At 73.9% G+C, this 26,165-nt stretch carries 20 protein-coding genes; 9 read left to right on the top strand and 11 right to left on the bottom strand.

Translation table 11 applies throughout. The annotated features are described in order from the left end of the window. Positions 1–41: 41 nt before the first annotated feature. Positions 42–3,398 (top strand): helix-turn-helix transcriptional regulator, encoded by a 3,357-nt coding sequence (locus tag MID12_RS15145; RefSeq protein ID WP_263167788.1) that lies wholly within the window; start codon positions 42–44, stop codon positions 3,396–3,398. 387 nt (positions 3,399–3,785) lie between these two features. Here the strand turns inward: MID12_RS15145 and MID12_RS15140 are convergent, their stop codons facing one another. The 3 genes from MID12_RS15140 to MID12_RS15130 all read right to left on the bottom strand — a co-directional run bounded on the left by MID12_RS15140 (position 3,786) and on the right by MID12_RS15130 (position 5,187). Then, entirely contained in the window at positions 3,786–4,370 is a 585-nt protein-coding gene (locus MID12_RS15140) for a DUF4124 domain-containing protein (RefSeq protein ID WP_263167786.1), read from the bottom strand. 197 nt (positions 4,371–4,567) lie between these two features. Next, positions 4,568–4,747 carry a hypothetical protein gene (locus MID12_RS15135; protein ID WP_040250926.1) on the bottom strand — a complete coding sequence of 60 codons (180 nt, stop codon included), beginning with the start codon at positions 4,745–4,747 and terminating at the stop codon, positions 4,568–4,570. 20 nt (positions 4,748–4,767) lie between these two features. After that, the gene (locus tag MID12_RS15130) at positions 4,768–5,187 is read right to left on the bottom strand and encodes an ATP-binding protein (protein WP_052482365.1); all 420 of its coding nucleotides are present in this window, start codon (positions 5,185–5,187) and stop codon (positions 4,768–4,770) included. Between the two features lie 191 nt (positions 5,188–5,378). On the opposite strand from MID12_RS15130, the gene MID12_RS15125 reads away from it, so the two are divergent. Next, positions 5,379–6,674 (top strand): helix-turn-helix domain-containing protein, encoded by a 1,296-nt coding sequence (locus MID12_RS15125; RefSeq protein ID WP_263167784.1) that lies wholly within the window; start codon positions 5,379–5,381, stop codon positions 6,672–6,674. A gap of 10 nt (positions 6,675–6,684) precedes the next feature. Here the strand turns inward: MID12_RS15125 and MID12_RS15120 are convergent, their stop codons facing one another. Continuing rightward, a complete protein-coding gene (locus MID12_RS15120; RefSeq protein ID WP_263167783.1) occupies positions 6,685–7,479 on the bottom strand; it encodes an SDR family NAD(P)-dependent oxidoreductase in 795 nt (264 codons plus the stop codon). A 322-nt stretch (positions 7,480–7,801) separates the two neighbouring features. Between MID12_RS15120 and MID12_RS15115 the strand changes: the two genes are divergently transcribed. Further along, positions 7,802–9,658, top strand: a complete 1,857-nt coding sequence (locus MID12_RS15115) for an AMP-binding protein (RefSeq protein ID WP_263167780.1) — start codon at positions 7,802–7,804, stop codon at positions 9,656–9,658. Between the two features lie 40 nt (positions 9,659–9,698). Here the strand turns inward: MID12_RS15115 and MID12_RS15110 are convergent, their stop codons facing one another. Next, positions 9,699–10,577, bottom strand: a complete 879-nt coding sequence (locus MID12_RS15110; protein WP_040250921.1) for an SGNH/GDSL hydrolase family protein — start codon at positions 10,575–10,577, stop codon at positions 9,699–9,701. Between the two features lie 746 nt (positions 10,578–11,323). On the opposite strand from MID12_RS15110, the gene MID12_RS15105 reads away from it, so the two are divergent. Beyond that, positions 11,324–12,601: a class I SAM-dependent methyltransferase gene (locus MID12_RS15105; RefSeq protein WP_052483152.1), complete on the top strand. Its 1,278-nt coding sequence runs from the start codon at positions 11,324–11,326 to the stop codon at positions 12,599–12,601. A 178-nt stretch (positions 12,602–12,779) separates the two neighbouring features. Here the strand turns inward: MID12_RS15105 and MID12_RS15100 are convergent, their stop codons facing one another. Continuing rightward, positions 12,780–14,000: a S1 family peptidase gene (locus MID12_RS15100; protein WP_263167778.1), complete on the bottom strand. Its 1,221-nt coding sequence runs from the start codon at positions 13,998–14,000 to the stop codon at positions 12,780–12,782. Positions 14,001–14,272: 272 nt separating this feature from the next. On the opposite strand from MID12_RS15100, the gene MID12_RS15095 reads away from it, so the two are divergent. Then, positions 14,273–15,172, top strand: coding sequence for an XRE family transcriptional regulator (locus MID12_RS15095; protein WP_145945145.1), 900 nt, complete (start codon positions 14,273–14,275; stop codon positions 15,170–15,172). Between the two features lie 64 nt (positions 15,173–15,236). Further along, a complete protein-coding gene (locus tag MID12_RS15090; RefSeq protein ID WP_040250912.1) occupies positions 15,237–16,079 on the top strand; it encodes an MOSC domain-containing protein in 843 nt (280 codons plus the stop codon). A gap of 115 nt (positions 16,080–16,194) precedes the next feature. On the opposite strand, the gene MID12_RS15085 is transcribed toward MID12_RS15090, so the two are convergent. From MID12_RS15085 to MID12_RS15075, 3 genes are all read right to left on the bottom strand, one after another. After that, positions 16,195–17,817 (bottom strand): ABC transporter substrate-binding protein, encoded by a 1,623-nt coding sequence (locus MID12_RS15085; RefSeq protein ID WP_263167774.1) that lies wholly within the window; start codon positions 17,815–17,817, stop codon positions 16,195–16,197. 285 nt (positions 17,818–18,102) lie between these two features. Then, positions 18,103–19,668, bottom strand: a complete 1,566-nt coding sequence (locus MID12_RS15080) for an SDR family oxidoreductase (protein ID WP_078844980.1) — start codon at positions 19,666–19,668, stop codon at positions 18,103–18,105. A 276-nt stretch (positions 19,669–19,944) separates the two neighbouring features. After that, positions 19,945–20,322, bottom strand: a complete 378-nt coding sequence (locus MID12_RS15075) for a glyoxalase (protein WP_040250909.1) — start codon at positions 20,320–20,322, stop codon at positions 19,945–19,947. 219 nt (positions 20,323–20,541) lie between these two features. Here MID12_RS15075 and MID12_RS15070 point away from each other — a divergent pair, with 219 nt between their 5' ends. Beyond that, positions 20,542–20,934, top strand: a complete 393-nt coding sequence (locus tag MID12_RS15070; RefSeq protein ID WP_052483151.1) for a winged helix-turn-helix transcriptional regulator — start codon at positions 20,542–20,544, stop codon at positions 20,932–20,934. Between the two features lie 61 nt (positions 20,935–20,995). Here MID12_RS15070 and MID12_RS15065 read toward each other — a convergent pair whose 3' ends face one another. Both MID12_RS15065 and MID12_RS15060 read right to left on the bottom strand, forming a co-directional pair. Further along, positions 20,996–21,403 (bottom strand): hypothetical protein, encoded by a 408-nt coding sequence (locus MID12_RS15065; RefSeq protein WP_263167770.1) that lies wholly within the window; start codon positions 21,401–21,403, stop codon positions 20,996–20,998. Positions 21,404–21,452: 49 nt separating this feature from the next. Further along, positions 21,453–23,054 carry a flavin-containing monooxygenase gene (locus MID12_RS15060; RefSeq protein WP_263167768.1) on the bottom strand — a complete coding sequence of 534 codons (1,602 nt, stop codon included), beginning with the start codon at positions 23,052–23,054 and terminating at the stop codon, positions 21,453–21,455. Between the two features lie 69 nt (positions 23,055–23,123). Between MID12_RS15060 and MID12_RS15055 the strand changes: the two genes are divergently transcribed. Then, the gene (locus MID12_RS15055; RefSeq protein ID WP_263167767.1) at positions 23,124–24,140 is read left to right on the top strand and encodes an AraC family transcriptional regulator; all 1,017 of its coding nucleotides are present in this window, start codon (positions 23,124–23,126) and stop codon (positions 24,138–24,140) included. Positions 24,141–24,211: 71 nt separating this feature from the next. Further along, positions 24,212–25,810, top strand: a complete 1,599-nt coding sequence (locus tag MID12_RS15050) for an MFS transporter (protein WP_263167764.1) — start codon at positions 24,212–24,214, stop codon at positions 25,808–25,810. Positions 25,811–26,165 lie beyond the last annotated feature (355 nt).

The raw sequence follows: 26,165 nt of genomic DNA, 5'->3' as shown, positions 1-26,165 counted from the left end.
GAACAGCTCCGGAAGTGCCGGGTGAACAGCTAGGGGGCGGTGTGGCCACCGTCGAGGAGACCTCCGCCGAGCGGAGCCTGCGGCGCGCCTGGGAGAGCGCGGGCGGCGCCGCGGTGAGTGCGGGCGGAGCACCGGTGCTGCTGCTCGTGGAGGGCGCGGCCGGGGCGGGCAAGACCACGTATCTGCGGCGGCTGTGCGCGCAGGCCGAGTCCGCGGGGGTCCGGGCGGTGCGGTGGTGGGGTGGGTCTGACGTCCTCCATCCTCCGGGGCCGGGGGACGGGGACGGGGACAAGGACAGGGATGAGGATGAGGAGGGAGAGGGGGACGGGGACGGAGAGTCGGGTGGCCTGGAGGCCGTAAGGGCTGCGGGTGCGCCGGGTGCGCGGGGCCTGCCGGATGCCGCTGAGGCTCTGCGTGCTTCGGGGGCCTTCGATGGGCTGCGGGCTCCGGGTGGCGCGGGTGGCGCGGGTGGGTCCCGGGGGCAGCGGCGGCCGGAGGATCGCCAGTACCAGGATCGGCAGTCCCGGGACCGGCGGCCCGGGGAGCGGCAGTCAGCGGATCGATGGCCCTCGGACCGGCAGTCCTCGGACCGGCAGCTCTCCGACCGGGACCCCCGGGACCCCCGGGACCGGCAGCTCTCCGACCGCCAACTCCCGGACCACCGAGCCGCAGGGGCCCCCGTCCTGCTCACCGTGGACGATGCGCACCTGGCCGAGCCGGACCTGCTCGAGCGGCTGCGCGGGGTGCTCGCCCGGCCCGCGCCGCGGCTGGTGGCGGTGGTGCTGGCCTACCGTCCCGAGGAGCTGGCGGAGCCGGGGCTGCCGCTGGGTGCGCCGCCGCCCCGGACGGCACCCGAGTTCACGGTGCTCCGGCATCGCCTTGAGCCCTGGGACGAGGACCGGGTCCGCCGGGCCGCCGAGGAGGTGCTCGGCGACCGCGCCACCGCGGGGGCCGTGCGGCGGCTGCACCAGGTCTCCGGCGGGGTGGCGCAGGTGGTGGTCGACCTGCTCGCGGTGCTGCGCGAGAGTCCCCGCCAGACGGTCACGGCGGCCGAGGTGGACGCCGCCGGAGTCCCGGTCCGCCTGGCCGAGCTGATACTCGGGCGCACCGCCGCGCTGCCCGCCCCGTACCGGATCGTGGTCGGCGCGGCCGGGGTGCTCGACGAGCCGGTGCGCGGCGACGAGCTGCTCGCGGTGGCCGGGCTGAGTCCCGTCGAGGGGCATCTCGCGCTGCTCGCCGCGCTCTCCGGTGCGGCGCTCGTGGCGCGGGGCGAGGAGGGCGGGCAGTACGCCTACGGGCTGCCGGTGCCGCTGGCCGCGGGGCCGGTCCGGGAGAGCCTGCCCGCCCCCGTACGGGAGCAGCTGCACGCGCGGGCCGCGGAGGTGCTGGTGCGCAGGCAGCCGGTGCCGTGGGCGGCGGTGGCCCGGCACCGGCGGGCCTGCGGCCGGGTCAAGGGCTGGCTGCGGGCGGTGGAGCGGGCGGCGACCGAGGCCACCGCCGCCGGGCGGCACCCGGAGGCGATCGCCCTGCTCGAACGCACCCTGGCCTCCGCCGCGGTGCCGCCCCGGGCCCGCGGGCGGCTGGCGCCGATGCTCTCGCGCAGCGCGGTGGTGGGGCTGCGCTCGGACGAGACGGTGCAGGTGCTCACCCAGATCGTGCAGGACGAGGACCTGCCCGCGGTGGTGCGCGGCGAGGTCCGGCTCGACCTCGGCCTGCTGCTCTGCAACCAGGTCGGGCTCGGCGTCGAGGGCTGGGGCGAGCTGGAGCGGGCCTCCGACGAACTGCGCGAGGAGCGGCCCGACCTCTCCGCCCGCGCCATGTCCGCCCTCGCCATGCCGTACTGGCCGATCTCCTCGCTCGCCACCCACAAGGAGTGGATGGACGGCGCCGAGGAGGCGGCGGCCGACAGCGGCGACGTGGCGGTGCGGGCGGCGGTGGCGGCGGGCCGGGCGAGCCTCGCCATGAGCTACGGTGACCCGGGCGCGGTGGACCTGCTCAAGACGCTGCCGGTGGACAGCACCGACCCGCCCTGCCTCCAGCACGCGGCCCGCGGCCTGTGCAACGCCGCCGACTCCTCGGTCTGGCTCGGCCACTACTCCCGCGCCGTCGATCTGCTCGCCGAGGGCCAGGAGCTGGCCGCGCGCAGCGGCGCCCCGTACACCGAGCACACCGCGCTCGGGGCCCGGCTCCAGCTGGAGTGGGCCACCGGGCGGTGGGCCGGGCTCACCGAGCGCTGCGAGGCCTTCGTGGAGGCCACCGCCGACATGCCGGTGATCTCCGCCGACGCCCGGATGGTGCTCGGCCTGCTCGCCCTCGCCCGCGGCGAGTGGGGCCGCGCCCTGTCCTGGCTCTCCGGAGAGCAGGCCTCCCCGCCCGGCGCGGCCCCGGCCCCGCTGGCGGCGGCCGTCGCCGGTGCGCTGATACGCCTGGAGCTGGTCCGGGAGAACACCGCCGCCGCGGCCGGGATCGCCCGCAAGGCCTGGGCGGGAATCGCCGACAAGGGGGTGTGGGTCTGGGCGGCGGAGCTGGCGCCCTGGGCGGTCGAGGCGGTGGCCAGGGACGGGGACGCGGCGGCGGCCCGTGCCATGGCCGAGGAGTTCGCCGCGGGGCTCGACGGGCTCGACGCCCCCGCCGCGACCGCCTCCCTGAGCTGGTCCCGGGCCGCTCTCGCCGAGGCCGCCGGTGCGCTGACCGAGGCCGCGGGCCACTACCGCCGGGCGGCCGCGGCCTACGGCAAGATGCCCCGCCCGTACGCCGCCGCGCTCACCGCGGAGGGCGCGGCCCGGTGCGTACTCGCCGCGCTACCGGACGGGGAGGGCGAGCCCCCGGGCGGAGGCGGCGGACGGCGTCGGCAGGGCGGGGCGCCCTCGGGTGCGCCGGACCGGGCACTGGCCGAACTGGACGGCTGCGTCGCCGGGTTCACCGAGCTGGGGGCGGTCTGGGACGCCGCCAGGGCGCGGGCCGCGCTGCGCGAGCACCAGCCCGCCGAGGAGCGCCGCCGCGCGCCGGGCAGGCCCTCGTACGGGGACCGGCTCTCCCCGCGCGAGAGCGAGGTCGCCGAACTCGCCGCCTCCGGTCTCACCAACCGGGAGATAGCCGGCACCCTGCACCTCTCGCACCGCACCGTCGAGCAGCACGTCGCCCGCGCGATGCACAAGCTCGGCACCGTCTCCCGCCGCGATCTGGCGGCGGCCTCGGCGGCGGATCGCGGTGGGCAGGACGGCGGCGGGGGCGGGGGAGGGGGCAGGGCCGGAGGCGGGAACGGTGCTCGGGGCGGGGGTGGTGCCAGGGGCGACGGCACCAGGGGCGACGGTGCCCTGGGCGGGACCGGAACCGGGACTGGGACTGGGACGGCGGCTGGGGACGGGGCCGGAGCCGCCGGGCGCGGCGAGCACTGAACCGGGTCGCATCCGCGGCGGGGCTCGCGTACGGAGTCGAGCCCGCAAGAAGCCCGAGCCGACGTCCGGGCCTCAGCCGCCCCGGATGCTCCAGCTGCCCCCGATGCGCTACGAGGCTGCTCCCTCGCCCTCCAACTGTGCATCCTGGCAACCCAGTTGGCCGCCCGCTCGGCACCCGGTCGCCCCCCGGCACTGAACCGGGCCCGGCTACCCGACCCTGACCCCGGCTGCCCTGACCCCGGCTGCCCTGACCCCGGCTGCCCTGACCCCGGCTGCCCTGACCCCGGCTGCCCTGACCCCGGCTGCCCTGACCCCGGCTGCCCTGACCCCGGCCGCCCCGGCCTCGATGACTGTCCCCCGTCCCCCGTCCCCCGTCCTCCCCCGTCCTCACAGTGCCTTGCGTCGCCAGTACGGTCCGACGACCTCCCATTCGCGTTCCCACTGGCGGATCCGCCGCCGGTCGAGGGCGTAGCGGGCGCCGCGTTCGGTGAGCAGCACGCCGCCCGCGACGCCGAGCGCGGTCAGGCCGCCGGTGGCCGCCGCGCCGCCGAGCAGTTCGCCGGTGGAGGGCGGTGCGGAGGCCGGGCGGCCGTCCCGGTCGACCCAGAGCGGGACCTCGGCGCCCTTCTCGGTGTTCGGCGGCACCTTGGTGTCGCTGTGGTGGACGCGGCCCCCGTCGTCGCGCCACCGGATCGCGGTCCGCACCCGGTCGTCACCGAAGCCGGTGTCGTCGGGGGAGGCGCGGGAGGCGGCCTCGGTGACCGTCGCGGTGACCTCGCGGCGGGCGGACTGCTGCTCCTCCGCGCTGTCGACCACGACGCCCGCCGCCAAGGCGCCCGAAGCCGCACCGCCGGTGACCGCGAGGGCCAGCGCGGCGAGCAGGATCCAGCCCTCGGCGCGGTCACTGGGCCGCCGCAGGTCGTTGTGGCGCCAGTGCCACAGCCAGCGCCCTGTCCGTACGGTGGCCGCCATGACTCACGCACCTCCTGCCTCACGCGAGGCAGTGCCACCGGTCACGGTTCCGCTGGGGGGAGGCCCGGCAACCGGTACCACTCCTTCCACGAAAGCCCCGCGGGCGCCGCGCGGCAAGATGTGCGCAAGGGGTGAACTGCCGCGCACGGTGTGTTTCCTTCTGGGGCGGTGGCGGACGGTACGGGCCGTGTGCGAGCTCAGACGCGTCCTTCCGCCGCGCGCTGTTCCCGGGTCATGGTCACTTCCAGGTGTGTCGGATCGCTGACGGTCCACCACGTGCCGCCGCCATGTACCGGCCGCAGGACGTAGGTCCCGTCGCTCATGTCGGTGACGATGCCGCTGCGGTCGGCGTTCACGTCGCGGATCTGGTCTCCCACGCGAGCCGCTGAGCGGGCCGTCACGTGTCCGTCCCGGTCGGCAGCTCGCACCAGACGCACTTGCCACCGGGTAGGGGATCGGTCCCCCAGCTGTGCGTGAGCGCGTCGATCATGGTCAGACCGCGCCCCCCGGCGTCGTCGGCGTCCGCCTGTCTGAGTACCGGGTGGACACGGGACGTGTCCACGACGCTGATGCGTACCCGGCCCTCCGCCGTATGCCTCACCGCGACGCGGATCGAGCGACAGGCAGTGTGTTGCGAGGCGTTCGCCACCAGCTCTGTGATCGCGAGTTCCGCGTCTTCGGCGAGGTGAGGCAACTCCCACGCCGTCAGAGCGGTGCGTACCAGGGCGCGGGCGGTTCTCGCGCTCGCGGCCTCGCACGGCAGGGTCCTGGTGTAGCCAACGGAGCCTGGTGGACTGGGAATTGTGGGCACGGTCATCTGAGGCCTTGTCACTCGGGAAGAGGAAGTGCCGTGTCCGCACAGGGGAGGCGGGCACGCATCCAGTCCAACGGCAGGCGGTGCGGAGCTCACAGGGCCGCGCAGGGGTGCATTTTGACGAGACGCCGGGCAGGGGGCCGCCCGGGGGGCCAGGATGGTCCCGAGTCACAAGCGGAAATGCGAGGCTGACGATGGTGAGTCCAGACGGAATTGGCCAGCTTTTACGCGGTCTGCGGGAAGGGGCCGGGCGGACCCGGAAGCAGCAGGCAGAGCTGTTGGAAGGCATCGGCGGCCGGTGGGTCGACCCCGAGAACATCAAGCGGTGGGAGACCGAGAGGAGAGTGCCCGTTCCTCACTGGCACCGGTTGATTGCCGACGGCTATGGGCTCACCATTGGGGAAGTACAGCGAGCGGTCGCGTCAAGTCGCACATTCCGCAAGCTCGTTCCGGCACCTACGTCCTCGGAACCTGAGCAGGAGGTACCCCCGGTGGAACGGCGTGATTTCCTGGGTGTCTCGGTGCTCGCAGCTGGCCTCACGGGCCCAGCCCTGGCCTGGATCTCCGACACCCGCGAGCGGGTGGACCATGCGCTCAGCAGTGGCGCGCGGGCCGATCTTCCACATCTGGAATCAGCCGTCGAGCACTACAGCCACGGATACGGCGGCCGGACGCCTGCCGCCGTACTGAAGGAACTCGGCTCCGACTTCGCCGATATCGGTCCACTCTTCGAACAGCCGTTGTCGGCCGGGTCGCGAGTACGGCTGTCTCGGGTCGCGGGGCAACTCGCCGGGATGATCGCCATCGTGCTCCACGATGTCGGGGACCGTAAGGAGTCCTCGGCGTGGTTCCGTACGGCGCGGCTGGCCGCAGTCGAGTCGGGCGACCGTTCCTTGCAGGCCTGGGCGTTGGCGAGGGAGGCGATGGTGCCGCTCAACTTCGGCGCACCGAGGACCGCCGCCGAACTCGCCGAAAAGGCACGGCAGACGGCCGGGACGGCGCCCACCGCCACCGCTGCGCTGGCTGCCGCTGTGGCCGCCCGAGCGCATGCGCTGTGCGGTCGGCGTGACCAGGCCCGGCAGGCGATCGCCGACGCGAACCGGTTCGCCGGACAGCTCACCGGCGAGCAGCGCGCGGACACCTGGTTCGGGCTCGGCGAGCAGAAGCAGCATGTCCACCTGTCCCACGCGCTCACCGTGCTCGGCGAGACCGGGCGCGCTCGGGAGAGCCAGGATCGCGCGCTCGCCTTGTCGAGCCCGACCAGCGCGATGACTCGTACCCTGCTACGGATCGACGGCGCTGCCTGCCTGCACCGCGAGGGCGACAGCGAGCAGGCGTGCCGTACCGCCGCTGCCGCCCTCCGGGGTCTGCCTCCGGGCTTCCGTATCGGTCTGACCCGTGCCCGGGCCATGGACCTGTACCGCTCCATCCCCACCCGCCACCACGCCGAGCCTGCCGTCCGGGAGCTCAGGGAGACGCTCGCAGCCTGAGGGGAGCGCCTTACGGCAGGATCGAGTCCACGTACCCCCCGTCCACCCGTACCGCCCCGCCGGTGGTCGCCGAGGCGAGGTCGGAGGCGAGGTAGACGCACAGGTGGGCGATCTCCTCCGGCTCGATCAGGCGCTGGAGGAGGGACTGCGGGCGGTGCTCGCGCATGAAGGCGCGCTGGGCCTCCTCCCAGCGCAGGTCCGTGCCGACCAAGGAGTACACGAAGTCCTCCACGCCGCCGGTGTGCGTGGGGCCCGCGAGTACGCAGTTGACGGTGACGCCGGTGCCAGCCGCCTCCTTGGCGAAGCCCCGGCCGACCGCGAGCAGCGCCGTCTTGGACATGCCGTAGTGGATCATCTCGGCGGGCACCGCGACCGCCGAGTCGCTGGCGAGGTACTGGACCCGGCCCCAGCCCCGGCTCATCATCCCGGGCAGGAAGGTGCGGGTCAGGCGCACCGCGGAGAGGACGTTGACCTCGAAGTAGCGGCGCCACTCCGCGTCGCTGATCTCCAGGGCGGGCTGCGAGCCGAAGATGCCGAGGTTGTTGACGAGGATGTCCGCCTCGGGGAGCAGTTCCGCGGCCCGGGCGGCGCCCTCCTCGGTGGCCACATCGGCGGCGACCGGGACGAACTCGCCGTCCGGTACCGCCTCGGCCATCGTCTCGATCGCCTCGGCCACCCGCTCCTCGCTGCGGCCGTTGACGCCGACACGGGCTCCGGCCGCCGCGAGCCCCTGGGCGATGGCGGCGCCGATGCCCTGCGTCGAACCGGTGACCAGGGCCGAACGCCCGGACAGATCTGCCTTCATGGTGTGCTCCCGGGTGCGTGGTCCGCCCGTGGCACTCGCGGCCGCGGGCCCTCCGGCCGGGTGCCGGACCCCTCGATCATCGGCCCGCGGAGGCGCCCCGGGCCGCACCCGCCGCCCGGGCGTGCCGCCCCGCCACCCGGGCGTGCCGCCCCGCACCCCGGTCCGTACGAGCGCTCTCGGTGACCCCTCGCCTACGGAGCGCCGAAAAAATGGCGGCCGCCCGCGTATTGAAGGTGTGGTGTTACCGCGGGTACCTTCGCGAAAGTCCCGGTGGGCGGGCGGCTCCTGCGGGGCGCCCGGACCCGACGAAGCGGAGAGAGCCATGAGTTCCCTTCTCCTACGTGCCGCGGAGGCCGGGCGGGCGCTGACGCTGCTGCACCGGGCGCGGCTGTTCGACCCGGCCCGCCCCGACCGCTCGCTGCGGTTCGAACGCGACGCCCGCCGCTGGGGACCGCTGTGCGCCTCGGTGCGCGGGGCGGCCCGGCGCATCCCGGACAGCACCGGCCTGATCGACGACCTCGGGCCGCTCACCTACGCCGAACTCGACCGCCGCTCCGACTCCTTGGCCGCCGCCTGGCGCGCGGACGGGATCGGGGAGCGCGCGGTGATCGGCGTGCTCTGCCGCGACCACCGCGGACTCTTCGACGCCCTGCTCGCCGCGGCCAAGCTGGGCGCCCGGCTGCTGCTCCTCAACACCGGCTTCGCGGGCCCCCAACTGGCCGACGTGGCCCGGCGCGAGGGCGTGGACGTCCTCGTGTACGACGAGGAGTTCACCGCGGTCGCGGACCATCTCCCCGCGGACGTCGAGCGGTTCCTCGCCTGGACGGAGGAGGGGGAGACCGGGGATCGGGAAACCCAGGATCACCACTCCCAGGCTCGCGCGACCGAGGACCGCCGGTCCCAGCACCCCCACTCCAGGGACTCCCCCTCCCCGGATCGGAAACCCCACCCCCCGGTCACCCGCATAGAGGCCCTGATCGCCGACACTGCCCCCGAGCCGCCGCGGGCGCCCTCGCAGGTGGGGGCCGTGGTGCTGCTGACCAGCGGGACGACCGGGCTGCCCAAGGGGGCGCCGCGGCAGGTCAAGGGCGTGAAGCTGGTGGTGCAGCTGCTCGACCGGGTGCCCTGGGAGCCGGGCGGGGCCCTGCTGGTCTGCTCGCCGCTCTTCCACGGCACCGGGCTGGCGCACGCGGGCCTCGCCGTCAGCCTCGGCTCGACCCTGGTGGTGCAGCGCCGCTTCGACGCCCGGCGGGCGGTGGCGGCGCTGGCCGAGCACCGGTGCACCGGGATGGTCCTGGTGCCGACGATGCTGCACCGGATGCTCGAACTCGGCCCCGAGGTGCTCGCCGGCCACGACCTCTCCCGGCTGCGCATCATGCTCAGCGCGGGCGCCGCCCTGCCGCCCGCCCTGGTGGAGCGCGCCCTCGACACCTTCGGCGAGGTCCTCTACAACCTCTACGGCTCCACCGAGGTCGCCCTCGCCACCATCGCCCAGCCGCAGGAGCTGCGCGCCCACCCGGCCACCGCGGGCCGCACCCTGACCGGCTGCGAGGTGCGGCTCTACGACGCCCAGGGGCGCCCGGTGCGTGAACCGGGGCGGCCGGGGCGGGTGTTCGTCGGCAACGGCATGAAGTTCGGCGGCTACACCGACGGCCAGTCCAAGCACGAGATCGACGGCCTGATGAGCACCGGCGACACCGGGCACTTCGACGCGGACGGGCTGCTCTTCCTCGACGGCCGCGAGGACGACATGGTGGTCTGCGGCGGCGAGAACGTCTTCCCCGCCGAGATCGAGAACCTGCTCTGGGCCCACGAGGACATCGCCGAGGCCGCGGTGATCGGCGTGGAGCACCCGGAGTTCGGCACCCGCCTCGCCGCCTTCGTGGTCCTCGAACCCGGCCGGGGCCTGACCGAGGAGCAGGTGCGCGACCACGTACGGGCCCATCTAGCCCGCCACAAGGTCCCAGCCCAGGTCCTCTTCCTCGACGCACTCCCGCGCAACCCGACCGGCAAGTTGCTGCGGCGCACCACCCGCGCACTGGCGACCGGGGACGTGAGCGGGGACGGGAGAGGGGTCGGCAGAGGGGACGCGGCCGGTGGCGGGACGGGCGAGGTCGGCAAGCCAGGCGGGATGAGCGGGACGGGTGAGGAGAAAGCCCGGGCCCGGGACGGCGGCTGAGCCGCACGCCCCGGGCCCGGGCCGGGGGGGACGGGCGCGCTCAGCGCACGCCCAGGGCCTTCTTCACCTCGGCGGCCATGGCGGCCTCACCGGCGGCGTTCGGGTGCACCGGGACGAAGTTGGTGCCGAAGAGGACCGGCTCGATCCAGCGCTTGTCCGCCGGGGCGCAGGCGTCGTGCCCCTCGGAGGCCGTGTTCAGGTCGACGTAGGTGGCGCCGTTGTCGGCGGCGGCCTTCTCCACGGCGGAGTTCAGCTCGGTCTGGAGGTCGCGCAGATAGGGCACGTCGCCCTTGGCGATCGGCATCTTCAGATAGCAGCCGCTGACGCTCTCCTTCGGCATGATCCACGGGTAGCCGAGGATCGCGACCTCGGCGTGCGGGGACTTCTGCCTGATCGTCTTCAGTGACTTCTGCAGCGCGGGAAGCGTCTTGTTCCGGATGTCGTCGGTGAACTTGTCACCCCAGGCGTCCTTGCAGGGGCTGCCCTGTCCGAGGCTCAGTACGCCCGCGCTGCCGCAGGCCAGGATCGCGCCGATGAAGGTGTTGTTGTCGTTGCCGCCGATGGTGAGCGTGACCAGGTCGGTGTCGCTCTTCAGGGCGTCGAACTGCGGGGCCACGCCCGGGTACTGGGACTCGGTGAAGTGCGAGGTGGTCGCCCCGCCGCAGGTGACGTCGCGGAGCTTGGCCCCGGTGGCCTCGGCCAGCAGGTGCGGATAGTTCTTCGAGGTACGGGCACACAGCAGCGAGGCCTCCGGGTCGAGGGGCAGCACCCCCGAACCCGCGCTGTAGCTGTCGCCGAGGGCGACGTAGTCGAGCGGCTCGGCGGCCTGGGCGGAGGCGGGCGCCCCGAGGCCGAGGGCGGCGAGCCCGGCCGTGGCCAGGGCGGCGGCGGCCACCCGGTGCTGTGCGCGGACCGGCATCAGAGTTCTCCTTCGAACTACGGGACAGGCAGGGGCGGAACCGGCCGCCGACCCGCGCACCACGGGGTCAGGAACCCGCACACCCCGGGGCACGGCAGGGGCGTACCCGTGGCGGAGGCAGCGCAGGAAGCAGCGGCGGCGAGGGCGGCCGGAAGAGGGAGGAGGGGAGGCGGGGGAGGCGAGGAGGAGGGGGGCTGGACGGGAGAAGCAAGGGTGCTGCGGCTCCCGCCACTACTACGACTGGTGTTGCTTATACGGCTGGTGCGGCTCGTGCGGTCATGCGGCTCGTGCGGCTCAAGCGGTCGTCCCCGGGCCGCCCGGGGAGGCGGTGCACGGGGCCACCGCCCGTTCGCCGGAGCCCGTTCACCTGATCGGTGCCGTGAATCTAGGGGAGCCGTTGCCCACTGGCCATGTGGGGGACGGACAACATGGCGGAAGTTTTTGGCGACGGACGACAATGAAAGCCCGGAGTGGTCCGCTCCGGTTCCCTCGACCGCCCGCCGCTTCTCCGCCGCTCTTCTGTCGCTGCTCCGTCGCTCTTCCTTCCGCTGCTCTTCCCCCGGACCGTCCGCCCGCTTTCGCCGCTCGTCCGCCTTTTGTCCGCTTCTTGTTCGTCGTTTGTCCGATCTCGACCGGATGGATCTCTTCCGGATCCAATCCATCCCTCGACCTGATCCGAAGCATTTCCGTCCCCAGCCGTGGAGTGGCTGGTTCGTGACCCAGGAGGGTGTGGAGTGACAACGTCCCTGAATCAGCCGGAGTCCCCGGAGCAGCCCCCGTCCCCGGTGCGGCCGGGGCGGGCTCCGGTCGACCCGGAGCGCTGGCCCGATGTGGCCGGACTGCCGTCCGCCTCAGGCCCGCGGACCGCGGTGGCCAGGCTGCTGGTGGGGCAGGCGCTGCGGCGGCTGCCGCTGACCGTGCGCCTGGCGGGCGGGGGCCGGCTCGGCCGCGGCGGGCCCCTCCTGGACGTCCACCGTCCCGCGGCCTTCCACCGGCGGATCGGCGCGGGTGGCCTGGTCGGCTTCGGCGAGTCGTACATGGCCGGTGAGTGGGACGCCCCCGACCTCGCCGCCGCGCTCACCGTGCTCGCCGACAACGCGGCCACCCTGGTCCCGGCCGGGCTCCAACGCCTGCGCCGCGCCTGGGCGTTGAAGCAGCCCGGCGCCCGCCGCAACACCCCGAGCGGCGCCCGGGACAACATCAGCCACCACTACGACCTGTCCAACGACCTCTTCGCCCTCTTCCTGGACGAGACGCTCAGCTACTCCTCGGCCGTCTTCGAGGAACTGCCCGCCGACTGGCCCGCCTTGGCCGCGGCGCAGGGCCGCAAGATCGACCGGCTGCTCGACCTCGCCCGGGTCGGCGAGGGCACCCGGCTCCTGGAGATCGGTACCGGCTGGGGCGAACTGGCCCTGCGCGCCGCCCGCCGCGGCGCGCGGGTCACCTCGCTGACCCTCTCCGCCGAGCAGCGCGCCCTCGCCCTGGAGCGGATCGCCGCCGAGGGCCTCGGCGACCGGGTCGAGGTCCGGCTCTGCGACTACCGCGAGGCCACCGGTACGTACGACGCGGTGGTGAGCGTGGAGATGATCGAGGCGGTGGGCGAGGAGTTCTGGCCGGTGTACTTCCGGACCCTCGACGCGCGGCTCGCCCCCGGGGGCCGGGTCGCGCTCCAGGCGATCACCATGCCGCACGACCGCCTGCTGGCCAGCCGCCGTACGTACACCTGGATCCAGAAGTACATCTTCCCCGGCGGCCTGCTGCTCTCCACCGAGGCGATCACCGGGACCGCCCGCGCGCACACCCGGCTGCGGGTCACCGGCCGCGACTGCTACGGACCGCACTACGCGGAGACCCTGCGGCTGTGGCGGGAGCGCTTCGCGGCACGCGCGGCCGAGGCGGATGCCCTCGGCTTCGACGAGACCTTCCGCCGGATGTGGACCTTCTACCTCGCCTACTCGGAGGCCGGATTCCGCTCCGGCTACCTGGACGTGCAGCAGATCCTCCTCGAACGGGAGGGCAGGTGAACCGATCCGGACGGGAGGACTGACCCGGCCGGGCAGCGCAGCGCAGGCGAAGGGCCCCTCGAACACGCCGTGTCCGAGGGCCCTTCGGCCGCGGGGGCGGTACGCGCCCCTCCGGCGGCCGGGTGCCGGTGTCGTTGCCGGGGCCGGGCCGGGCGGCTCAAGTGCTGCCGTCGGCAGGTCAGTTGGTGTTCAGGGTGAGCCCGTAGTACCGCAGGGTGTCGTCGAGGGGCTGGAAGTACGAGGAGCCCTCGTCGTCGGGGCCGCCGCACTGCTGGTTGGTCGGGCCGCCGGAGGTCATCCCCTGGGCCTGGTTGCCGGAGATGTAGGCGCCGCCGCTGTCGCCGCCCTCGGTGCAGACGGTGGAGGTGCCGAGGCCGCTGACGTAGGTGCGGGTGCCGGTGTTCGGGTTGGTGTAGGTGACGCTGACGTTGTAGCCCTTGACCCGGCCGCAGGTCCAGCCGGTGGTGGAGCCCGACTTGCAGAGCGCGGCCCCGGTGGCGGCCCGCTGGCTGCCGCGCACCGCCACCGAGGAGCCGTTGCCCCAGGTGCCGACCGCGGTGCCGATGGAGGAGCCGGAGTCCAGGGTGGCCAGGCCCATGTCGACGCTGTCGCGGCCCTCGGCGTACCGGCTGTAGGTGCCGACCGCGAAGCGGGAGCGGTTGAAGTAGAGGCCGGGGCCACTGGCGACGCAGTGGCCGGCGGTGACCAGGAACTGCTTGCCCGAGGAGTTGCGGGCGCCGTAGCCCACCGAGCACCAGGAGTTGTCGTTGTTGTTGAGGGTCATCCGGCTGCCGGGCGGGACCACGGCCTGCGGGGAGAGGGTGCCCTCGCCCTTGACGACGCGCACCGCCTCGCCGTAGGAGGCGGCCTTCTTCAGGAAGGCCGCGTCGGCCGAACCGCGGGAGCCGGAGAGGGCGACCGTCACCGTGTCGCCCGCGACGTCGACGCCCCAGGAGGCCACCCCGGCGGGCGCGGTCCGGGAGGCGCTCGCGTCCAGCGCCGCCTTGATCTCCGTCAGGGCCGCCTCGCCCCGGACGGGTATCCGGGCCCGCAGCCCGGCCTCGCGGACCTGCGCGGCCTCGGTGCGGTCCGCGACGTTGACGGTGAGCCTGCCCGCCGCGTCGAAGAAGGCGCCGTCGGCCTCGACGCCCCGGCCGTCCAGGCGGTCGAGCTGCTTCTGCTGCCGGGCCTGCGCGTCGAGCCGGTCGATGGCGCCGGAGGTGTCGGTGCCGAGGTCGGCGGCGAGCGCCTCGACCATGGCGGGCTCGTACCGCGGGGAAGAGGCCTCGGCGGTGGGCGCGGGGGCCGCCGAGGCCGGGGCGCCGAGGGTGATGCCGAGTCCGGCCGCGAGGGAGCCCGCCGCGGTCAGGGCGAGAACGCTGGTGCGCACACGTCTCATTGCAGGGCCTTCCGATAAGAGGGGGGTGGAGTGCGGCGGGCCGCGAGGAGCCCGGCTGACCGCCGCGGCAGAACTCTGTGGCCGCGCGCCCCGGGGTGACAAGTGGCGTGCGCGGCACAGAAATCAAGGAATCCCGGCGGGATTCTTAATGACCCGCCGGTACGTTCCGCTTGCCGAAAGGGAAAAGGGGGCCCGCCCGTTGACAGGGGACCGCGGTCCGGCTTGAGTGGGCGCCCGGAGCGCAGCAGACGGAAGAATCCGGGGGTCGCGGAATGCCCGCGTCGGAGCAGGTACGGAATGAATCCGAAACGTTTGCCGTAGCCCTTCGCAAAGCGCTGCGGGCCGGCAGTCTTCCGCTGGACCGGGTCTGCGAGCGGCTCGCGCTGCGCGGGGTGCGGATCACCCCGGCGACCCTGAGCTACTGGCAGTGCGGGCGCACCCGGCCCGAGCGCCCGGAGTCGCTGCGGGCGCTCGAGGAGGTCGAGGCGCTCCTCGACCTGCCCGCCGGGAGCCTGACCGCCCTGGTCGGACCGCCGCGGCCGCGCCGAAGACCCGTGGCCGGGGGCGATTTCAGCGCGGCGACCTACCGGGTCTACGGCCGCGACTCCTGGCAGGAGGGCCTGCTCGGTCCCCGGGTGACGCGGGTCAACCGGGACCTCGCCTTTCTGCTCACCCAGGAATCCCTGCGCCTCGACGAGCACGGCTGCATACGGACGGTGCGCGTGCACCATGTCGTGAAGGCACTGCGCGGCGGCGCCCAGGAGCTGGGCAACTTCTGCGAACTCGACGGCAGGCCCTTCGAGATCGTCCCGCACTGCGGACAGCTCGGCGAAGTCGTGCACGGCGAGAATTCCGGTGCGCTGCTCCGCTTCGGTTTCGGCAGAAAGCTGGAAGCGGGCGAAACCGCGGTCGTCGATTACGAGATCCTGGCGGGCTGCTGCGCCGCACCGCGCCCTTTCTATCTGCGCGGGATCCGGCGCGTCCAGGATGTGTACACCCTCCAGGTGCACTTCCATCCGGACCGCGTCCCGGTCCGGGCCGTCACGCACTTCCAGGAGAATTTCACCGCCCCGCGGACCCGGGTGCGCCCGGTGCGTCTCGACGGCTCGGGCTGCGCCCACCTCTACCGAGCCAAGTGCCCGCCCGGGGTGCACGGCCTCAGCTGGAACTGAGCGCTCCGCCGCGGCCGCCCCGGCGGCCCGCCCCGCCCCGGCCGCCGCCCCGTACGCTGGGCCCGTGGCCGTAATCGTCGAGCTGGTGACCTATCCGATCAAGGGCTGCGCGGGAGTCCGGCTGCCCGAGGCGGAGCTGACGGACGCCGGGCTGCGGCACGACCGCTCCTTCATGGTGACCGACCCCGAGGGCGTCTTCCGCAGCCAGCGCCGCGACCCGCGCCTCGCGCTGATCCGCCCCGCGCTCGACGCCGGGGCCGCCGGGGAGGGCCTCCGGATGACCCTCGGCGCGCAGGGGGCCGGGAGCGTCGGCTTCGAGGTCGACACCGAGGGGCCGCGCCGCGCGGTCACCCTCTTCAAGAACCCCTTCCTCGGCATCGACCAGGGCGAGGCCGCCGCCGAGTGGCTCTCCGGGGTGCTGGGGAAGCCGAGCAGGCTGGTGCGGGTGCCGCCGGAGCACGACCGGGTCACCGACGGCATCACCCCGGGCACCTCGGGCTACGCGGACAGCAGCGCCCTGCACGTCCTCTCCCGGTCCTCGCTCGACCTGCTGCACGAGCGGCTGGCGAAGCGGGAGGCGCCGCCGCTGCCGATGGACCGGTTCCGCCCCAACGTCGTGGTCGACGGCTGGGAGACCCCGCACACCGAGGACCGCGCCCGGCGGGTACGGGCCGGGACCACCGTCTGGGGCTGGACCAAACCGGCCGTGCGCTGCGCGGTCACCACCGTGGACCAGTCGACCGGCGTCCGGGAGGGCCCCGAGCCGCTGCGCACCCTCGCCGACTACCGGCGCGGCGAGGGCGGCGGTGTCGTCTTCGGCGCCAAGTTCTCGGTGCTGCGCGGCGGGCGGCTCGCGGTCGGGGACGAACTCCTCGTCGACGAGTGGGCGCCACCGGAGCCGGACTGAGCCCGGCCCGCCCCCGTAACCGGGGTTCGGCGGCGGCGAGTTGACGGCCTTCTTCGAGGAGACCGCCAACTCCACCGATGCACCCGGGCGTTGAGCGGTCGGCGTCCCAACTCCCCTACCAGCTGGTCTTCTTGTGCAGCTCCCACATCTGCATGATCGTCGAGGGGTCCAGGGCGCGTTCGCCGCCCGCGATGTCCTCGCTGGCGGCCACGTACTGCTTGCCCTGCCACAGCGGCAGCAGCCGCGCGTCGTCCACCAGGATCCGCTGCGCCCGCTCGAACTGGTCGACCACGGCGCCCCGGTCGGTCTCCCGGCGGGACTCGGGCAGCAGCCGGTCGGTGATCTCGGGGGACTCGTAGGGCATGCCGAGGACGTTCTGCTTGCCGACGAAGGGGGCGATGAAGTTCTCGGCGTCCGGGAAGTCGGGGAACCAACTGTTGCCGATGGCCGGGTACTTGCCCTTGCGGAAGCCCTTGGCGTACTCCTTCCAGGGGCGGCCCTCGACCGTGACCTCGAAGAGTCCGGAGGCGTTGAGCTGCCGCTTGATCTCCTCGAACTCGGGGCCGGTCACCGAGCCGAAGCGGTCCGTCGGGTACCAGAAGGTCAGCGGCACCTTCTTGCGGATGCCCGCCTTGGTGAGGATGCGCTCGGCGGCCTCGGCGTCGGGGTTGCCGTAGACGTCGAAGAAGGCGGTGGTGTGGCCGGCCAGGCCGCGCGGCACCATCGAGTACAGCGGGTCGACGGTGTCCCGGTAGATCTTGTGCGCGATGCCGCCGCGGTCGAGGATCTGCGCGATCGCCCGGCGCACCGCGGGCTTCGAGGTCCAGCGGTGGTCGGCGTCGAAGGCGAGGTAGCGGACCTCGGTGCCGGAGCCCTCGACGAGTTGCAGGTCCTCGTGGCCGGTCTCGGACTCCAGGGCGACGATGTCCTTTGCGGCGAGCCCGCGGTAGGTGGCGTCGATCTCCTCGCGGTGCAGGGCCTTGATCATCGCCCCGGAGTCCTGGAAGTACCGGATGGTCACCGCGTCGTTCTTGCGGTCCGCGAAGCCCTTGTAGCGGTCGTTGCGGACGAGTTCGGCCCGTACGTCCTCCTTGAAGGACTCCAGGGCGTACGGACCCGAGCCGGTGACCTTGCCGTCCTCGCGGAGCTTGGTCTTCGGGTAGGCCTTCGGGTCGACGATCGACATCGCCGGGGTGGCGAGCACGAAGGGGAAGGTCGCGTCGGGCTTGTTCAGGCGGAAGACGACGGTGCGCTCGCCCTTGGTCTCCACCCGGTCGAGGCTGCCGAGGAGGCCCGCGGGGCCGCCCTCGACGTCGATGGCGCGGATCCGGTCGAGGGAGTGCTTGACCGCCTTCGCGTCCAGCGTGTCGCCGTTGGAGAAGGTCAGGCCCTCGCGCAGCTCGCAGGTGTAGACCCGGTTCGACAGATCGGTGAAGCGGCAGGACTCGGCGGCGTCGGGCTGCGGGGAGCTGCTGCCCGAGGGGTAGTTGAGCAGGGTCTGGTAGATGTTGCGGAACAGCTCCCAGGAGCCGTCCCAGGAGGCCGCGGGGTCAAGCGTGCTGGGGGCGCTGGAGGTTCCGACGACGACCCGCTTCTCCTCGTCCGAGGAGGAGAGCACCCCGCATCCGGCGAGCGGCGGCAGCAGCGCCAGGGCGGTGGCGAGGGCCGCGACGCGGGGCAGCGGGCGGAGGGGTATCAGGGAGCGGTGGACCGGGGGTGTCCGGTGGGGGACGCGCATGTGTCTGTGGGCTCTCTTTGGGTGGGGAGAGAGTGCTGGGGTGGGGGTGGCCCGGGCCGGAGGCGCGCCTTTGAGCGCGCTCCTCCTCATCCGGGCATGGCCAGGAACTTACGTCCCGCGGCCCGGCGTTCCAATCCGCGTGCGCACAAAGTCCGGGAAGTACGGATACCCAATCAATCATCTCCACGTATCCGTGCCCGTCCCCTCCCCGCACCTCCGCAGGGCCCTCGCACTTCGGGCACTTTCCGGCCAACAGCGCCCGCTCGTAGGGGTGTTGACCCAGTCCTAGCCCCCGGCGGCGCGTTCGGCCGCGCGGGCGATGTTGCGGCACATGCCGCCGAAGACGAAGGCGTGGAAGGGCGAGACGCTCCACCAGTACGCCTGTCCGGCGAGGCCGTGCGGATGGAAGAGGGCCCGCTGCCGGTACTGGGTGCGGCCCGCGGAGTCCTTGCCGACGGAGAGTTCCAGCCAGGCCAGGCCCGGCAGCCGCATCTCGGCGCGCAGCCGCAGGAGTTCGCCCTGCCGGACCTCCTCCACCCGCCAGAAGTCCAGCGAGTCCCCGGCCCGCAGCCGGTAGGGGTCGCGGCGCCCGCGGCGCAGGCCCACCCCGCCGACCATCCGGTCGATCCAGCCGCGCACCCCCCAGGCCAGCGAGAAGGAGTACCAGCCGTGCACCCCGCCGATCCCCTCGATGACCCGCCACAGCTCCTTGGGGCTCGCCGCCACGGTGCGCTCCCGGCGGTCGGTGTAGAGGCTGCCGCCCGCCCAGTCCGGGTCGGTGGGCAGCGGGTCGCTCGGGGCGCCGGGCAGCGAGGCGGAGGACCAGCGGGTGGTGACCTGGGCCTCCTGCACGCGGCGCAGGGCCAGTTCGAGGGCGCGGGTGAAGCCGAGGTAGCCGCCGGGCGGGTCCGGCACGTACCGGGCGATGTCGTGTTCCCGGCAGACCACCTCGTGCCGCAGGGACTCCACCAGGGGGCGCGCGATGGAGGCCGGGACCGGGGTGATCAGGCCGACCCAGTGGCTGGACAGGTTGGGGCTGAGCATCGGCACCGAGATCACCAGGCGCCGCGGCAGCCGGGCCGCCTTGGCGTAGCCGAGCATCATCTCCCGGTACGTCATGATGTCGGGTCCGCCGATGTCGAAGTTCCGGGAGACCTCCGCGGGCATCCGGGCGCTGCCGACCAGGACCCGCAGCACATCCCGTACCGCGACCGGCTGGATGCGGGTGTGCACCCAGCTGGGCGTGACCATCGCGGGCAGGCGCTCGGTCAGATAGCGCAGCATCTCGAAGGAGACCGAGCCGGAGCCGAGGATGACCGCGGCCCGCAGCACGGTCGTCGGCACCCCCGAGTCGAGCAGGATCCGGCCCACCTCGGCGCGTGACCGCAGATGCGGGGAGAGCTCCTCCTCGGGCACGTCGACGGGGGTGAGCCCGCCGAGGTAGACGATCCGGCGTACCCCGGCGGCCTTCGCCTCGGTGGCGAAGACCCGCGCGGCCCGCCGGTCCTGCTCCTCGAAGTCGCCCTTCCCGCCGAGCCCGTGGACCAGGTAGTACGCCACCTCGATGCCCCGCATCGCCTCGCGCACCGCGGCCGCGTCGGTGACATCGGCCTTCGCCACCTCCACCTGGCCCGCCCACGGGTAGTCCCGCAGCTTGGAGGGCGTCCGCGCCAGGCAGCGCACCCGGTGCCCGGCCTTGAGCAGCTCGGGGACCAGGCGCCCGCCGATGTACCCGGTCGCCCCGGTCACCAGGCAGCTCAGGCCGCCGCCGTCCGGGGTCGGCACCTGCGCGTCCGGGTCGGTCCGCCGGTGCGCGGGCTCCTCGGGTACGGGGGCTGGGGACTGGGACATCGCGCCTCCTGGCCGTGGCGGCGGCACCACCGTGCGCGGCGCCGCTCTGCGTGCGTCTCTCCTGGTTCCCGGAACCCGCCGCCGAACACACGGCCGGGGTCCGCCTCCGACTGTCGCCGCCGCCCGGCGGCCCCGGGCGCCCCGGCGGGCGGGTGGCCGCGGCGGGGTGGCGAGGTTCAGCCGGTTGGCGGAGGAGGGCGGCGGTCCCGGCGGCGGGCCGCGGCGCCGGAGGGGACTCGGCGGCGGGCGACGGCTCCCGCGGATCGGCGGCGGGCGTCAGCCGCCGAGGATCCGGGCGCGGATCTCCGGGGTCCACTCCACGTACTCGATCTCGGCGCCGTCCGCGTGCCGGGCGTAGAGGAAGCGGCCGGTCGGTCCGCCGGTGAGCGGGGTGGTGACGGTGGCGCCCGCGGCGGCGAGGGCGGCGGCGACGGCGTCCAGGTCGTCCACCACGGCGGTGGCGGAGGCGTGCGCGTACCGGGCGCGCTCGGCGGCCGGGCCCGCGATGACCAGGAAGTCGCCGAGCGCGGCCAACTCGACGCCCTCGAAGGCGAGTCGGAGGTCCGGGCGGCGGCCGGTCAGCTCGGCAAGCAGCGGCAGGGCGGTGTCCAGGTCCTCGGTCCACAGGCGGGCGTACGTCTTCAGGATGCGCATCGGCGGTGGCTCCGTACGGTCGGGCACGGGCGGGGGTACGGGGAGTCCGCCCGGCGCCCTGCCGGTCTCTGCTGGTTACCGGGGAACCGTAGGTGAGTAGGCTCTGACGTGGAAGAACGCACTTTCCGGTGAGAAGGGAACCCCGCGGTGACCCAGCAGTTCAGCGGCCAGGGCCGGTCGGCGCAGAGCGCGGCGGAGGGTGTGGTGGAAGACGCGGCGATGGGCGGGGCGGCGGGCGTGGCGGCGGACCCGGCGCGGCGCGGTGATGTGACCCGCGCGGACTCGCTGGCGCGGGAGATCTTCGCCGGGGTGGCCAATAAGTGGGCGCTGCTGCTCATCAATGTGCTCGGCGACCGGACGCTGCGCTTCACCGAGCTGCGCGGCGCGATCGAGGGCATCAGCCACAAGATGCTCACCCAGACCCTGCGCGGACTCGAACGGGACGGGCTGGTGGACCGCACGGTGTACCCCACCGTGCCGCCGCGGGTCGAGTACCGGCTCACCGAGGCGGGCGGCGCCCTGCGCGACACCGTCAACGGCATGTGCGCCTGGACCCGCCGCTACCTCGACGAGATCGAGTCCGCCCGCGAACGCTTCGACGCGGGGCGGTAGTCGGGGCGGACGGCCCCCGAATCACTTGCCTGGCAGACCTGTTGGCCCGCCGCCCCCGGCCTCAGACCCCGCTGCCCCCGGGCCTCAGACCCCGCTGCCCTGCTCCTCGCCGCCGCGCCCCGCGCTCCCCGCCCGCGCGCCGAGCCGTGAACCGGCGTTCCGTGCCGCACCCGGGGCGAGGCGGCTCAGCACCGTCAAGTACGAGGCGGGGAAGAGGCGTTGGAGTACGTCGGGGGGCGTGGGCGGTCCAGGAGATGAGCACCCGGGCCCGGCGCCGGTGCACCCCGCGCAGGATCAACTCGGCGGCCCGGTCCGGGGGATGGGTGAGCAGCCGGGCGGAGGCGTCCTTGCCCTCCCGGTCCTCGGCCTCGCCGATCCCGCTGGCGGCGCCGGTCAGGACGGCGGTGCCGCCGGTGAAGCGGTAGGGGGCGGGCCGGTTCGGGCGGGTGGGCCGGGGCAGCCGGGGCACGGGGCTCCTCGCGTAGGGCGGTGAAGGCTGGTCGGAGGTCCGACTCGCCTCAGCGGGCGGCCTCGTGGAGCGGGGCGGCGGCCTTCTCCGCGGCCGCCCGGGCCTGGCGCACCTCGTGGGCCGGGGTCGCCGCCAGGGTGCGGTCGAGCCTGCGGCGCATGGTGGTCGCGGCGTCCAGGACGTAGTTCTGCCGGACCTTCCACGGGCCGCGGTCGCCCTGGCGCGGGAAGGCGTCGATGGAGCGCTGCACATAACCGGCGGCGAGGTCCAGCAGCGGGCGCGCGGTGAGGGGGCCGGTGGGCCGGGGCTCGACCGCGGCGTACTGGTTGCGGCGCATGTGGTTGAGCACCCGGCAGACCAGGCGCGAGGTGAGGTCGGCGCGCAGCGTCCAGGAGGCGTTGGTGTAGCCGATGCAGACGGCGAAGTTGGGGACGCCGGTCATCATCGCGCCCTGCCAGACGAACTGCTTGCTCAGGTCGACCGGTTCGCCGTCCACATGCGGGGTGATGCCGCCGAAGGCGAGCAGTTGCAGCCCGGTCGCGGTGACGACGACATCGGCCTCCAGGACCCGGCCCGACTTCAGCCGGATGCCCTCGGGCACGAAGCGGTCGATGTGGTCGGTGACGATCTCCGCCTCGCCCCGCTTGATCGAGCGGAACAGATCGGCGTCCGGCACCGCGCACAGCCGCTGGTCCCAGGGGTTGTACGTGGGGGTCAGGTGGTCCCGCACCAGCTGATCGTCCTGCAGGACGCGCTTGTTGAGGCCGGTGAGCACCCGCCGGGCGGCCTTCGGGCTGCGCTGGCAGAACTGGTAGAGCCCGATCGCGAAGAGGATGTTCTTGGTGCGGACCACCCGGTGCGCGGTGCCCGCGGGCAGCACCTTGCGCGCCAGGTCGGCGACCTTGTCCCGGGAGGGCAGCGAGCTGATCCAGGTCGGGGTGCGCTGCAGCATGGTCACCCGCGCGGCCTTCTCGGCCATCGCGGGCACCAGGGTGACCGCGGTCGCCCCGCTGCCGATGATCACCACGCGCTTGCCCGCGTACAGCTCGCCCTTCGGGTCCTCGGGCCAGAACTGCGGGTGCACGAGCGTCCCGGCGAAGTCCTCGGCCCCGGCGAACTCGGGGGAGTGGCCCTGCGCGTAGTTGTAGTAGCCCGCGCAGGAGTAGAGGAAGTCGCAGGTCAGCGTCTGGCGCACGCGCGCGCCGGAGGCGTCGGTCCGCTCCAGGGTCAGCGTCCAGCGGGCCGTCGCGCTCGACCAGTCGGCGCTGAGCACCCGGGTGCCGTACCGGATCCTGCGGTCGATGCCGAACTCGGCGGCGGTCTCCTTGATGTACGCGAGGATCGCCTGACCGTCGGCGAGCACCTTCTCGCCCGCCCACGGCTTGAAGGGGTAGCCGAGGGTGAACATGTCGGAGTCGGAGCGCACGCCCGGGTAGCGGAACAGGTCCCAGGTCCCGCCCATCGACTGCCGGGCCTCCAGGACGGCGTACGAGCGCTCGGGGCACTCGGTCCCCAGGCGGTAGGCGGCGCCGACGCCGGACAGACCGGCGCCCACGATCACCACGTCGAGGTGCTCGGTGGCCGCCTCGGCGGGCGCGGTCCGGCCCTCGGGGCCGGGGGTGCCGGTGCGGGAGTTCTCGGTAGGCGTCATGCTCCCAGTGTCCGGAAGCACAGCCCGGAAGAATTGACCCCGGACGACAGTTATTTGACCCTGGACGACATGTCGGTGATCAGATCCGCCGGACTGCGGGGCTTCCGCGCGACCGTGGCCGAACTCGGCGGGGACGCGGAGGCCTACGCCCGGCAGTCCGAGTTCCCGGTGTCCGCGCTGGACGCGGACGACGTCCTGGTGCCCGAGGAGGCGATGGCCACGATCCTGGAGGTCGCCGCCGCCGACCTGGACTGCCCCGACCTCGGCCTGCGCATCGCGGCCCGCCAGGACATCGGCATGCTCGGCGCCCTCGCCCTCGCCATCCAGAACTCCGAGACCCTCCGCGACGCCCTGGAGTGCACCACCCGCTACCTCTTCGTGCACGCCCCCTCGATGCGGCTGAGCCTGGACCCCGACCCGTACGGCGTACCGGGCGTGGCCGCGCTGCGCTACGGCGTCCGCGAGGGCCTGGAGTTCCCGCCCCAGGGCGCCGACCTCTCCCTCGGCTTCGTGCACCGCGCCATCACCTACCTCGTCGGCCCCTACGGACTGCGCGGCGTCGACCTGCCGCACCCGCCGCTCGCCCCCCTGACGGTGTACGAGGACTTCTTCGGCGTCCCGGTGCGCACCGACCGCCCCGAGGCGCTGCTGCGGGCCCCGGTCACCCTCGCCGACCGCTCCCTCGCGGGCAGCGACGCCCACCGGCGGCGGCTGGCCCTCGCCTATCTGGAGGAGCAGTCCTCCGGCGCCCGCAGCGACCTGGTGACCAGCGTCCGCGCCGTGGTGCAGCAGTCCCTCGGCACCTCGGCCCCGGAGATCCGCACCACCGCCCGCCTCCTCGACCTGCACCCCCGCACCCTCCAGCGCCGCCTGAGCGAACAGGGCACCAGCTTCGCCCGGGTCCTGGACGAGGAACGCCGCCGCGCCGCCCGCCGCTACCTCACCGGCACCCGCCTCCCCCTCGGCCAGATCGCCGCCCTCCTCGGCCTCTCCGAGCAGTCGGCGCTGACCCGGTGCTGCCGCAGGTGGTGGGGCGTGACCCCGCTGGCGGTGCGCCGGGGGGAGGGAGCGCAGGGGGAGAACTGACCGCGCTCTCCCGCCCCACCGGCAACGGCCCCGCACCCGCGCCCTCGTACGACCGCAAGGATGACCCCGGCATGACCACCCCCGACCGCTCCGACCACCCCGACCGCCCCGACCGCCCCGGCTCCTCGGCCGCCCCCGGCCCGGCGCCCGCGCCCTCCGGCGCCGACCCGCGCGTGCACGCCCGCCGGTGGGCGATCCTGGCGATCCTCTCCGGCAGCCTGCTGCTCATCGGGATGGACACCACGATCCTGAACGTGGCCTTCCCGACCCTGGTCGAGGACCTCCAGCCGGGCGCCGTCGAGCAGTTGTGGATCATCGACGCCTACTCGCTGGCGCTCTCCGGCCTCCTGGTGACCGCCGGGGCGCTCGGCGACCGCTGGGGCCGCAAGCGGCTGCTGCTCCTCGGCTTCTCGGTGTTCGCGCTCGCCTCGCTGGGCGCCGTCTTCGCCGAGGCGCCCTGGCAGGTGATCGCGGCCCGCGCGCTGCTCGGGATCGGCGGCGCGGCGATCATGCCGTCCACCCTGTCGATCCTGCGCGAGGTCTTCACCGACGGCCGCGAGCGGGCCCTCGCCTACGCGGTGTGGACCGCCGTCATCGGCGGCGGCATGGCGCTCGGCCCGGTCGTCGGCGGCCTCCTGGTCGAGGACTCCGGCTGGCAGGCGGCCTTCCTGCTCAATGTGCCGGTGGCCGCCGCGGCGGTCCTGCTCGGCCTCTGGCTGCTCCCGGAGTCCCGCGCGCCGCGCTCGGGCCGCTGGGACTGGCCGGGGGTCGGCCAGTCGGTCGCCGGGATGCTGGCGCTCTCGGCCGGGATCAAGGAACTCGGCGAGCGCGGGGCCGCCGACCCGCTGCCGCTCGCACTGCTCGCCGCCGCCGCGGTGCTGCTCACCGTCTTCGTCCGCCGGCAGCTGCGGATCCCCCATCCGCTGCTCCAGGTACGGCTGTTCACCCGGCGGGCCTTCACCGTCTCGGCGCTGGCGATCCTGCTCAGCATGATCGGTTTCGGCGCGGTGTTCCTGCTGCTCACCCAGTGGTTCCAGTACGCCCAGGGCTACTCGCCGCTCTCGGCGGGCCTGCACCTGCTGCCCGCGCCCCTCGCCCTGATCGTCAGCTCGATGGTGACACCCCGCCTGATCCACGCCCTGGAGGTACGGCAGGTGATGGGCGCCGGTCTGGTGGTGACCGCCCTCGGCCTGGTCCTGCCCTGGCTGGTGCAGAGCGGGGACGGCGGACTCGGCTACCGCTGGATGGCCGTGGCCCTGCTGCTGCTCGGCTTCGGCGCCGGGGTGGCGACCACCACCGCCTCGGTGACCCTGATGGCGGTGACCCCGGTCGAGGACACCGGTGGCGCGGCCGCGATCGACGAGACCTGCTACGAGTTGGGCGCCGCCCTCGGGGTCGCCTCACTCGGCTCCCTTGCCATGGTGCTCTACCGCCACCACCTCCCGGACGGGGTGCCCGGCGCCGCCCGCGACTCGGTGGGCGAGGCGGCGCACACCGCCGGGGAGCTCGGCGGCGGCGCGGGCGCCACCCTGCTCGACCAGGTCACCCACGCCTTCACCCTCGGCATGACCCCCGCCTTCGCCCTCGGCGGCCTCCTCGCCCTCGCCGCCGGGGCGATGGCCTGGGCCTGGGTCCCCCGCCACGTCCGCCCCACCGACGACGCGCACTGACCCGCGGCCGGACGGCCGCGAACCGGACGGCCGCGATGGGGAGACCCCTCGCCCGGTCTCCGACACGAAGAGAACAAGAAAAAAGAAGAGCCGAATGAACCCCGGAGCGCCTTTCCGCATCAGACAGTGCAGGGGGAATCATCAACTCCCTTGCACGGTAATTCCGTTGCTTCCGGGAGTGATTGACGGGCGCCGGAATTCCTGTCTAGCGTGGCCGGACGGGCCGTTCCCCTGCGCCTCCTGCCTGCGTATTCCGTATGCGGCGGGCGGCCGGACGCGCTGTCTCCATGAGCCGTGCGGAGGTGGCCCGATTCCGGAATTCCGTGGGACCGCGCACCCGTGAATTCCGGGCCTG

The organism is Streptomyces sp. SCSIO ZS0520 (assembly GCF_025643355.1).
Lineage (GTDB): Bacteria > Actinomycetota > Actinomycetes > Streptomycetales > Streptomycetaceae > Streptomyces > Streptomyces physcomitrii.
Note: the sequence above shows the minus strand (reverse complement) of the source record. Positions and strands in the feature narration are given on the sequence as shown.